Here is a 566-nt window from a genome sequence, read left to right as displayed (position 1 = left end):
CTTTTAGTATGACCTGATTTTACAAGGGACTAAAACCATTGTGTGTCCTTTTTTTTCGCTCAGCGGCTTTTAGTATGACCTGATTTTACAAGGGACTAAAACATTAAAAATTCGGCTTTTTGTGCCGAAATACTTTGAGTATGACCTGATTTTACAAGGGACTAAAACCATAAACTCGCATTTTTGAGCTTCTTTTGACTTTTAGTATGACCTGATTTTACAAGGGACTAAAACATCGTTAGGTCGTAACGCCCTTCGGTGTCGCTTTGAGTATGACCTGATTTTACAAGGGACTAAAACATTCTTTTTCCTCCAACTCTATCCATTCATACTTTTAGTATGACCTGATTTTACAAGGGACTAAAACGCACGAATAAGCCCCCTCCCTTGCGGAGGGGGTTTGGGGGTGGGTTCTTTATCCCTTGAATCTCAAGCAAAGCTAGTAACTGCTGCTAGTAACGCAAATATCTCCGTCATTACGAGCGAGCTAAGCGAGTGTGGCAAAACAAGCGAAGCGCAGTTTCTTTAGCAATCCACACGCCAATCGTCATTACGAGCGAGCTAAG

At 41.5% G+C, this 566-nt stretch carries 1 protein-coding gene; it reads left to right on the top strand.

What is annotated here, in order from left to right; genetic code table 11:
• The first annotated feature begins 406 nt into the window (after positions 1-406).
• Positions 407-529: a hypothetical protein gene (locus HMPREF2086_RS12310; protein ID WP_267902066.1), complete on the top strand. Its 123-nt coding sequence runs from the start codon at positions 407-409 to the stop codon at positions 527-529.
• Positions 530-566 lie beyond the last annotated feature (37 nt).

This window comes from Helicobacter macacae MIT 99-5501, from assembly GCF_000507845.1.
In the GTDB taxonomy this organism is placed as follows: domain Bacteria; phylum Campylobacterota; class Campylobacteria; order Campylobacterales; family Helicobacteraceae; genus Helicobacter_B; species Helicobacter_B macacae.
Note: the sequence above shows the minus strand (reverse complement) of the source record. Positions and strands in the feature narration are given on the sequence as shown.